This window comes from Actinomycetes bacterium, from assembly GCA_036000965.1.
Taxonomy (GTDB): Bacteria; Actinomycetota; CALGFH01; order CALGFH01; family CALGFH01; genus DASYUT01.
Genome location: DASYUT010000222.1, coordinates 1 through 9,103, shown reverse-complemented (window position 1 = coordinate 9,103; position 9,103 = coordinate 1). Strand labels below are relative to the sequence as shown.

Genomic DNA, 9,103 nt, shown 5'->3' with positions numbered 1-9,103 from the left:
CCCGCGGCCTGCAAGGCCGGTCCGTTCCTCCCTGCGGTCCGGTACTCCCGTCGCTGCGCGACAGCCTGCGGCTGGCCTTTCCGGCCGCGGGGACCCCGGCACCTGGGAGGAGGAGCCACAGGCAGGCTCAAGCCAAGGAGGCGCCATGTCCCGCGACGACCACGAGCACTTCGACTACGTCGACCAGCGCTACTTCGACGACCTGGAGGCCGAGGTCCGCCAGCTGCGTCGTGACCTGCTGGCGGAGACGGCGCGAGTGGACGAGCTGTGCCGGCAGGTGGCCGAGCTGGATCGGTCGGTGCGCGCGCTGGCCGACTACCAGATCTGAGCGCCAGGCGCTGCCCGGGAGGTTGGAGCCTGGCTCCGGCCTCCCGGCCGGTGGCCTGGTCGTCGGCCTGGCCCTGGCCCCGCCCGGGCCTTTCGGGCAGCGGGGCGGCCCGGCACCACGAGGGGCATCGGGGAGGATCGGCCTTCACGCTGCGCTGCCGTGCGGGGACCCCTGCCCGCCTGCGGCGGCCCCGCACGGCCCGGCCGATGCCGAGCGCGCGCCCGTATCACGGCCCGGACCGGCGGCGGCAAGCCGGCCGAACTCGTCCACGACTTCTTCGCGGCACGGAGCCGCCTGCGGCGGCAGCCCTTCGGATTCCGCGAACAACTCGCTCCCGAGTTCGGCCTTCCTGCTTGCCCCCGCCGGGGCCGTGATGGCGCGCTTCGCGCTTCCACCTCCGGTGGACGAGGACGCCAGCGGCCCCCCGCTCGGCCCCTGACCAGCGTTGACAACTCCACAGCGGACGGGGAGCACCAGGGCCAGGACCAGCCACCCTGCGGGGTGATGGCCAGGTTCGGCCCCACACGCACAGCCCTGGCAGGACCCGTCATTCCCAACCGAATTCCACTTCCGATTTCGGAGAGGAGGTGAAGCGATGGAGTTTGACCGGGTCTACGAGGAGTTCGTGCCCGGCCCGGACGCCCAAGGCGAGGCCGACCTGCACGAGCTGGGCCGGCGGGTGGCCGAGCACCTGCACTACCAGGCGACCAACGAGGACCTGTGACCGGCATGACCCCAGCCAGGGAGGAGGTGAGGCCCCGGGGCGTGACTGCGGTACCGACCAGCACCAACGACCAAGGAGGCCCCCGCAATGGGATGGCTCGCCAAGGCATTCGGCCTTGAGACCGGCGACCGCGACGACTGGCAGTCGGGCTACAACGACGGCTGGGCCGACGCCAAGTCCGGCAAGGACTACGGCACGCCAGCATCCGACACCGACCAGGGCCGCGGCGGCTACGCCTTCGGCTACGGCGACGGCCGGCAGGACGGCGGCTGGCGCTGGTAGCAGCACCCCGGGGCCGGTCATCCGGGCCGGCCCACCGAGCCCCGAGGAGGGGACACCCGATGGCAGACACCCACGTCACCCTGACCGGCAACCTCACCGACGACCCCGAACTCAAGGTCACCCCTGGCGGCGCCGCCGTCGCCACCTTCCGGATCGCGGTCACCCCCAGGGTCAAGGACGGCGACACCTGGCGCGATGGCGACACCTCCTTCTTCCGCGTCAACGCCTGGCGCGACCTCGCCGAAAACCTCACCGAGAGCCTCTCCAAAGGCGCCCGGGTCCTGGTCATCGGCCAGCTCAAGGCCCGCAGCTGGGAGACCCCCGAGGGCGACAAGCGCTCGGTCGTGGAGGTCACGGCCGAGGAGGTCGGCCCCAGCCTGCGCTGGGCGACCGCGGTCCCCGAGCGCACCAGCCGCCCCAAGGCCCAGGCCGGCACGGGCCAGTTCAGCGACGAGCCGCCCTTCTAGCAGCCCCTCTGGTGCCTGGATGGCCCCGGCGGTGTTACCGGCACCCCGGGGCCCGGCACCGACCCCACAGGAGGCCCCGATGCACCCCCAACCCTACCTGATCGTGGTGATGCTGTCCTCGGGCCGCTGGGTGGTGGCCTGCGAGCGCTGCCAGGCCACCATCGCCGAGTGCGCCAGCAGCCACGAGGCCGACCGGGCCGCCGCCGCCCACACCTGCACCCAGGAGACGGCGCCATGACCGCCGCCGCGCTGTTCTACCTCCACCGCCGCTGGGTCGCCGCCTGCCCGACCTGCGGCTGCCAGCTCGCCACCGCCCGCAGCCAGCGCCGCGCCGAACGCGCCGAACGCCGCCGCGCCTGCCCGGTCTGCCGCTGATGGCCGGCCCCACCTACCGGGGCCTGCGCCTTGACCGCTCCCTGGCGGAGTTCCACCGCGCCGTGGACCGGCTCCGGTGGGACACCGACCACCGCCGCACCGAGCCGGCCCAGCCCGAGCCCCAGCGTCCTGCGCCTCGGCCCGATCCCGGTGAGGACCGGCCGACCCTCGACCGACCCGCCTAACCGCCCCGGGGTCCCTGCTCGGCCGTGACCCGCAGGGACCCGGGCCACCCCACCCCGTGACGACCCGGGACGCGCCATCAAGCCCCCGGGCCGCTGCGCCCACCGCACGAAAGCGAGGCCCCCGATGGCCCTGAGCACCAGCATCCACCTGCTGCTCAACAGCGAACCCGACCCGCCCGAGGTCACCGCCCGCCAGCACCCCGACGCCGACCTCGCCGAGATCTTCTACCTCGACCTGCGCACCCGCGACCCCGGCTACCGCCGCGCCGACTCCGGCCACCTGGCCATCAGCGGCACCCCAGCGCAGCTGTCGGACCTGCTGGACCGCCTGCGCGCCGCGCTCACCGCCGCGGTCGCCGCCGCCGAGCTGGTGGCCAGCGACACGCCCGCGACCAGCGGCCCCGCCCCGGCGCCGGCCACCACACCCCAGCCAGCCAGCTAGCCACCACCCCCGTCCCGCGCGGCCCCGGACGCCCCTTGCGCGCCCCGGGGCCGTGCCTTGGAGGTCACCATGCCACCCCCTGCCCCAACCGTCGCCGGCGCCGCCAGCCCGCTTGTGGCCGCGCTCGAGCACGCCTGGGCCGCCATCCGCGCCCGCCACCCCGAGGTCCCCGACGCGGTGCTGGTGGTCGCCTCCGGCGGCGACGCCAAGCGCCTGCACCTCGGCCATTTCGCGCCCGACCGCTGGCAGGTCAACGGGACCGGCCGCCACGAGGTCCTGGTCGGCGGCGAAGGCCTGCGACGCGGCCCGACAGACGTGCTGGCCACCCTGCTGCACGAGGCCGCCCACGGCCTCGCCCGCGCCAGAGGCGTGAAGGACACCAGCCGCCAGGGCCGCTACCACAACCGCCGCTACGCCGCCCTGGCCGCCGAGCTCGGCCTCACCGTGACCCATGACGAGCGCATCGGCTGGTCACACACCACCGTCCCCGACGCCACCGTGGCCGCCTACGCGGCGGTGGTGGATGAGATCCGGGTGGCGCTGGTGCTGTGGCGCTACCTCGACCAGCTCGCCGGCCCGCAGCCCAAGTCGCGGAACCTGCTCGCCTGCTCCTGCCCCTGCGGCCGCAAGCTCCGCGCCGCCAAGTCGACCCTCGCCGACGCGCCGATCCTGTGCGGCGCCTGCGACGGCCCCTTCGAGCCCGACGACGCAGACCAGGACGGTTGACACGTAAGCGTCAACCCTTACATCCCTACCCGGCCCCGGTGCCTACTGGCCCGGGGCCGCTCGCTGTGCCCACCAGGAGGAGGACCCGATGCTGCACATTCGCGTGATGGCCGCGTCCGAGCCGGCCGCCGAAGCGGCCAGCCGGCTTGCGGAGCTGTTCTGGATCGACCGGCGGCACGGCCCACGCCCAAGCCGCACCGACCCCCAGACGGTGCGCCACTACCTGACCGGCCGGCTCCGCGCGACCCCCACCACCACCGGCCAGGCGCCCCTGGCCGAGATCGAGGACCGCAAGGCCCACCGGGACCTGCCCGGCGAGCTGGCCGCGAGCACCGGCCACTGGGCGACCATGCAGGCCCAGCCGTGGTGGCCACCCCAGCCCGGCGACATCGCCGTCGGCCACCCCGACGGCGGGTACAGCGCCACGTTCCTGGCCGTGCGGTGGCCACGCACCGGCGAGGTCCGCTTCAAGACCATCTCCAGCACCGTCGAAGACGACGCCACCCCGCGTGGCGGCTACGGGATCGAGGACCTGTGGTTTGCGTGGCCGGCCATCTCCATCGTCCGGGCCGGCACCATCGACCCGCCCTGCCGCCCAACCCCGGGGGCAGGGCCGTGACCACCCCGGCCGGTCCTGGCGCGAAGCTCATCCGTGACCGGGTCCCCGCGATCATGGCCGCCAGGGGACAGCCGTGCGCCTGGCACCTGGCCGACCCCGCCGAGTACGCCGCCCGCCTGCACGCCAAGCTCCTCGAGGAGGCCCGCGAGGCCATCGCCGCCCAGCACCCCGCCGAGCTGCTCGAAGAACTCGGCGACGTGCTCCAAGTGCTGTACACGCTCGCCGCCCAGGCCGGCATCGGCCCGGCCGAGATCGAGTGCGCCCGTGCCCGCAAGGCCCACCTCCGCGGCGGGTTCACCCGCGGCGTGGTCTGGCACGGCCCCCACCAACCCACCTAGCCACCCAACCGACCGGCCCCGGTGCCTGCTGGCCCGAGGCCGCCCCGCTGTCCCAGGAGGCCCCTCGTGCTGCCCGACCGTCCCGCCCACCACCGCGACCGGACCGACCGGGTGATCCAGGCCGCGAGCTGGCTCGGCGCCCTGGCCATGTTCGCCTACGGCGCCTGCCTCAGCTTCGACGTGCTCCACCACATCGCCCGCGCCTGCGGCCTCAGCCCCCGGCTCGCCTGGGCCTGGCCATTGGGGTTTGAGGCGTTCATGGCCGTGGCCGCGGTCGCGGTCCTGGCCGAGCAGCGCGCCCGCCCCGGCCGCACCCCCGTCTACCCCTGGACGCTCACCGCCCTGGCCGCGGGCAGCTCCATCGCGCTGAACTTCGCCCACCCGTTCATCCCCCTGGACCCGCCGCCGCGGCTGCTGGTCGCCTGCGTCTACGGCGTCCCCCCGGTCACCGCGCCGTTCGCCTGGCACCTGTTCCTACTCCGCCTGGCCCACCGCCGCCACCCCCACCCCGGCCAAGACACCCAGGACGCTGAGCAGGAGGGCCAGGACGCCAGGGGGGCGGCCGGCCGGGACACCCAGGACCGCGGCCAGGACCCCGCCGAGACCAGCAGCCCGCCCGCCGGCCTGGCACCGGTCACCGTGGACGCGGCGGGCGTCCTCACCGGCACCGGGCAGGACATCGAGCCGTCCCGGGCGACCGTCCGCGTCCTGCTCGCCACCGAGACCCCACACGCCCCGGTGTCCTGGCAGGACGTGACCACCCGCACCGGCCTTTCCCGCAGCCGCGCCTACGCGCTGCTGCGCGAGGAACGCGCCCGCCTCGCCGCCCGCAACGGCCAGCACCCACCCGCCATGCTCCGCCCCCACCCCGACCAGGAGGCGCCGTGACCCAAGCCGCCCACGACCACGCCGACCGATGACCACCCGATCATGCAGGCCCCCCGGTGCCCCGGGGGGCCTTTTGCGTGCCCAGCGTGGCCGGCGCCGTCCAGCCGGCCCGAGGAGGAGGGGGGTCCGGGGGGAGGACCCCTAATGGGGCTGCACGAGCCTTCGGGTTGGATGGGAGGCTACGGCGGAGTCGCCAGCAGGTGAGCACTTGGAGGACTTGGAGCCGATGAGCTCTTGGGGGAGCGCGTGCCCCGGCTGGTGTTGGGAAGGGCGGACGGCTGGTGGGATGTCGTGCCAGGTGAGCACTGCCATTAGGGCGCCGCAGGTCCTTCCCTGACTCACCGGCAGGACGTCGGAGCAGAGGAGGACGACGGTGCTGTTTGTCGGGGTGGACTGGGGCGAGTGCCACCATGACGTGTGCCTGCTCGACCAGGACGGCGGCGTCCTGGCGGCGCGCCGGATCGCCGACGGCGTCGCCGGGGTGGGCGAGTTGCACGCGTTGGTGGCCGCGCACGCCGAGGACCCGGCGCAGGTGGTGGTGGGGATCGAGACCGACCGGGGCCTGCTGGTCGGGGCGCTGCTGGCCGCCGGCTACCAGCTGTATGGGGTCAATCCGCACGCGGTGAGCCGCTACCGGGACCGGTATGGCAGCGCGCGGGCCAAGTCCGACCGCGGCGACGCCAAGGTGCTGGCCGACCTGGTCCGCACCGACCGCCACCAGCACCGGCCGGTGGCGGGGGACACCCCGGGGGTGGAGGCGGTCAAGGTGCTGGCCCGCGCGCATCAGCATCTGGTCTGGGCGCGGCAGCGGCACACCAACGCGTTGCGCAGCGCCCTGCGGGAGTTCTACCCGGGCGCGCTGGCCGCGCTGGGCGCGCAGCTCGCCGCGCCGGAGGCGCTGGCGGTGCTGGCGCTGGCGCCCACCCCGGCGGTGGGTCGCCTGCTGTCTCGTGCGGCGCTGCGGGGCGCGCTGGTGGCTGCTGGGCGGCAGCGGAACGTGCAGGCGCGGGTGGTGGCGATCCACGGGGCGCTGGCGGCGCCGCAGCTGGCCGCGGCCGAGCCGGTCGACGGCGCCTACCGGCAGGTCGTCGCCGCGCTGGTGGTGCTGCTGGGGTGCCTGAACGAGCAGGTCGACGCGCTTGAGGAGCAGCTCGGCCGCCGGTTCACGGCCCATCCCGACGCCGCGATCGTGCGCAGCCAGCCGGGGCTTGGGGTGGTGCTGGGCGCGCGGGTGCTGGCCGAGTTCGGCGACGACCCCGACCGCTACGCCACGGCCAAGGGCCGCAAGGCGTTCGCGGGCACCGCGCCGGTCACCCGATCGTCGGGGCTGCGCAGGGTGGTGGTCGCCCGCGCGGCACGGAACGAGCGGCTGGTGGATGCGTGCTACCTGTGGGCGTTCGCGGCGCTGACCGCCTCGGCTGGGGCGCGGCGCTGCTACGACGCCCACCGCGCTCGGGGTGCGACCCATCACCAGGCGTTGCGAGCGTTGGCGAACCGGCTGGTGGGGATCTTGCACGGGTGCCTGGCCCGCCGGGTGGCCTACGACGAGGCGGTCGCCTGGCCGGCACCCGAGGACGCGGCGGCCTGAGCACGGGGTGGGGGTGCCGGGGGAGGGGTGTCCCCTCCCCCGGCGTGCTGGCCTGCCCGCTCGCCCGAGGGCCAGTGGTGCAGCTGGGGCACGCTGCCGCGAGGTCAAGCGCGATGGAACGGCCGGGCTCGTTGGCTGGATGGATCAAGCTGCCGCCGAAGGCGGCACCGTGCAGCCAACGAGTTTGGCTGCACGCCTTGATCGCGCTTGACCGTGGGCACCGTAGGCGCCGGCCGAGGTGGGCATGGTTGCGCACGGTCGGAGCTGCGCGGGCTCGGCTACCGGTCGGGCAGTTCCGAGTCGGCCAACGTGGCTAGGTCGGACGGTGCCGCGCGGTTCAGGCAGGGAGGACCGTTGCCTCTGGGCAGAAAGTTGAGGTCGACAGTGTCGGTGCCGACCGTGCGACCGTCGCTTTGCACGGTGACCACGAGGCGGAATGGCCCTGGCCCGCCGCACCAGTTGGTCCACCGCCAGCCACCCGGCGGCTGAAGGATAGGTGGGTCGTCTGCCGGGTTGATCTTGAGGGTGGTCCTGGCGGGGTTGCCGTCCACGGCAAGCGGCCGGCCCTGGCCGTCCTGGAGGATCGCGGTGGCCTCGGCGGCATCGAGGCACTGGCCGGCCGCCTGGAACTCGACCTGGCCGTTGATCTCGGCCTTTGGCGGCCCTGGCGGGCCCCCGACCGCCAGGCGGAAGCGGAACGCCTGCAGGCAGGCGGGCACCGACGGCAAGGTCACGGTGCTCGTTGGGGCGGCGCCCGCCCGGTTCAGGGTGGCCAGGATGGCCTCACCGACGGTCCCGTAGCGGGCCCACAGGGCGCGGTCACCGGTCCCGACCGTCCCGGTCAGCCACCGGCCGCCGCCCTCCTGCCAGGGGATCATGTAGGTCACCGAGCGCCCGCCGAGCCGCCGTGCCTGCTCGGCGCGCTGCACGACCAGGCCGTCCGGGCGCCGGTGCTCGGTCCAGGACACGTTGGCCGAGTCCACCCGTGGCTCGAAGTCGAGCTGGGCCTCCACGTAGAAGGCGGCGTCGAACGGGGCGTCACCCGGGCGGATCCCCGGTGGGTACAGGAAGATGGTCGGCGTCGGCTCGGTGGGACTCCGGGCGGTCGTCCAGCCCGGCGGGTAGCGCAGCTGCCAGCCCTCCCGCTGGTTGCGGTACAGCGTCCAGCCTTCCGTGGGCACCACCCGGTCCAGCGGCCGGTCCACGGTCGGCTCGCGGTCCACGACCCGGGGCACCAGCACGACAGCGAGGGTGAGCAGGGCAAGGGCGAGGCCGGCCCTGCCCGCCCGGCGCCACGGGTCCCATCGCCGGCGCCGCTGGATGGCGGCCCACAGCTCGGGAGAAACGTCGGGCTCGTCCCGCTCGTGCAGGCGCGCTCGGAGGCGCTCGCCAAGACCGTGGTCGTCCATCCGCCTCACCGTCCACCTCCGCGGCTTGCCGACGGGGCGCCTGCTCGTCGGTCAGATGACGAGCCAGCAGCGCCAGCCCCTTGTGGGTCTGGCTCTTGACCGTGCCGACCGAGACGCCGAGCACGCGGGCGGTCTCCTCCTCGCTCAGGTCGGCGTAGAAGCGCAGGACCACGCAGGCCCGCTTGCCGATCGGTAGCCTGGCAAGGGCCCGCTCCAGGTCCAGCCTTGTGCCGACGTCGGGCTCGGGTACCACCCAGGGGGACGCCTGGCCGGCCCGGTGCCGCAGCTCCAGCAGCCGCCGTCGGGTGCTGTTGCGGGCCAGGTTGACCACGGTGGCCCGGACGTAGGCGAGGGCCGCTCCCTGACGGCGCAGGCGCCGCCAGCTCCGCCAAGCACGCACGAACGCCTCTTGGACCAGGTCCTCGGCCAGGCCGCGGTCACCGACCAGGAACTCGGCCAGGCGCACCAGCCCGGCCGCGTGTGCGGCGAACAGGCTGGCCACCTCGTCGCCATGACGCCGCATCGACCCAGGGGATCCCATGCCCTAGAGACACCGGAAGCCACCGGAAGGTTGCCGCCCGACCTCACACTGATGGCGCCGGACGGCTCCCTTGCGACCTGCCGAGATCACCACAGCGGGCTGGCCACGAACCTCTGGGACTGCATCGAGCCCTCCGCTCGTTTGCTTGACGACGAGAGCCGTGGGATGTCTCCCCCCCGGCATACTGGCCA

14 protein-coding genes and 1 pseudogene are annotated in these 9,103 nt (G+C 74.5%); 13 read left to right on the top strand and 2 right to left on the bottom strand.

Features of this window, described 5'->3' with window-relative positions; genetic code table 11:
• Positions 1-145: 145 nt before the first annotated feature.
• From VG276_20325 to VG276_20270, 12 genes are all read left to right on the top strand, one after another.
• Entirely contained in the window at positions 146-328 is a 183-nt protein-coding gene (locus tag VG276_20325) for a hypothetical protein (GenBank protein ID HEV8651672.1), read from the top strand.
• Between the two features lie 595 nt (positions 329-923).
• Positions 924-1,052 (top strand): hypothetical protein, encoded by a 129-nt coding sequence (locus tag VG276_20320; GenBank protein HEV8651671.1) that lies wholly within the window; start codon positions 924-926, stop codon positions 1,050-1,052.
• Positions 1,053-1,139: 87 nt separating this feature from the next.
• On the top strand, positions 1,140-1,334 hold the full coding sequence (locus VG276_20315; protein ID HEV8651670.1) for a hypothetical protein: 195 nt from the start codon (positions 1,140-1,142) through the stop codon (positions 1,332-1,334).
• A 59-nt stretch (positions 1,335-1,393) separates the two neighbouring features.
• Positions 1,394-1,801 (top strand): single-stranded DNA-binding protein, encoded by a 408-nt coding sequence (gene ssb, locus VG276_20310; protein ID HEV8651669.1) that lies wholly within the window; start codon positions 1,394-1,396, stop codon positions 1,799-1,801.
• 79 nt (positions 1,802-1,880) lie between these two features.
• Positions 1,881-2,039, top strand: coding sequence for a hypothetical protein (locus tag VG276_20305; protein ID HEV8651668.1), 159 nt, complete (start codon positions 1,881-1,883; stop codon positions 2,037-2,039).
• Complete coding sequence (locus VG276_20300) at positions 2,036-2,176, top strand: hypothetical protein (GenBank protein ID HEV8651667.1); 141 nt, start codon at positions 2,036-2,038, stop codon at positions 2,174-2,176. The genes VG276_20305 and VG276_20300 overlap by 4 nt, the downstream gene beginning before the upstream one ends.
• 309 nt (positions 2,177-2,485) lie before the next feature.
• Complete coding sequence (locus tag VG276_20295; protein HEV8651666.1) at positions 2,486-2,803, top strand: hypothetical protein; 318 nt, start codon at positions 2,486-2,488, stop codon at positions 2,801-2,803.
• Positions 2,804-2,872: 69 nt separating this feature from the next.
• The gene (locus VG276_20290) at positions 2,873-3,529 is read left to right on the top strand and encodes a hypothetical protein (protein ID HEV8651665.1); all 657 of its coding nucleotides are present in this window, start codon (positions 2,873-2,875) and stop codon (positions 3,527-3,529) included.
• A gap of 88 nt (positions 3,530-3,617) precedes the next feature.
• Positions 3,618-4,148 (top strand): hypothetical protein, encoded by a 531-nt coding sequence (locus tag VG276_20285; protein HEV8651664.1) that lies wholly within the window; start codon positions 3,618-3,620, stop codon positions 4,146-4,148.
• The gene (locus VG276_20280; protein HEV8651663.1) at positions 4,145-4,486 is read left to right on the top strand and encodes a nucleoside triphosphate pyrophosphohydrolase; all 342 of its coding nucleotides are present in this window, start codon (positions 4,145-4,147) and stop codon (positions 4,484-4,486) included. The genes VG276_20285 and VG276_20280 overlap by 4 nt, the downstream gene beginning before the upstream one ends.
• Positions 4,487-4,552: 66 nt before the next feature.
• Positions 4,553-5,374 carry a DUF2637 domain-containing protein gene (locus tag VG276_20275; protein ID HEV8651662.1) on the top strand — a complete coding sequence of 274 codons (822 nt, stop codon included), beginning with the start codon at positions 4,553-4,555 and terminating at the stop codon, positions 5,372-5,374.
• A gap of 373 nt (positions 5,375-5,747) precedes the next feature.
• A complete protein-coding gene (locus tag VG276_20270) occupies positions 5,748-6,962 on the top strand; it encodes an IS110 family transposase (protein ID HEV8651661.1) in 1,215 nt (404 codons plus the stop codon).
• 278 nt (positions 6,963-7,240) lie between these two features.
• Here the strand turns inward: VG276_20270 and VG276_20265 are convergent, their stop codons facing one another.
• Positions 7,241-8,371 carry a hypothetical protein gene (locus VG276_20265; GenBank protein ID HEV8651660.1) on the bottom strand — a complete coding sequence of 377 codons (1,131 nt, stop codon included), beginning with the start codon at positions 8,369-8,371 and terminating at the stop codon, positions 7,241-7,243.
• 79 nt (positions 8,372-8,450) lie between these two features.
• Positions 8,451-8,894, bottom strand: a pseudogene (locus VG276_20260) (SigE family RNA polymerase sigma factor).
• On the opposite strand from VG276_20260, the gene VG276_20255 reads away from it, so the two are divergent.
• Positions 8,781-9,103: hypothetical protein (locus VG276_20255; protein ID HEV8651659.1), on the top strand; the 323-nt coding region annotated here is incomplete at its 3' end. The pseudogene VG276_20260 and the gene VG276_20255 overlap by 114 nt on opposite strands.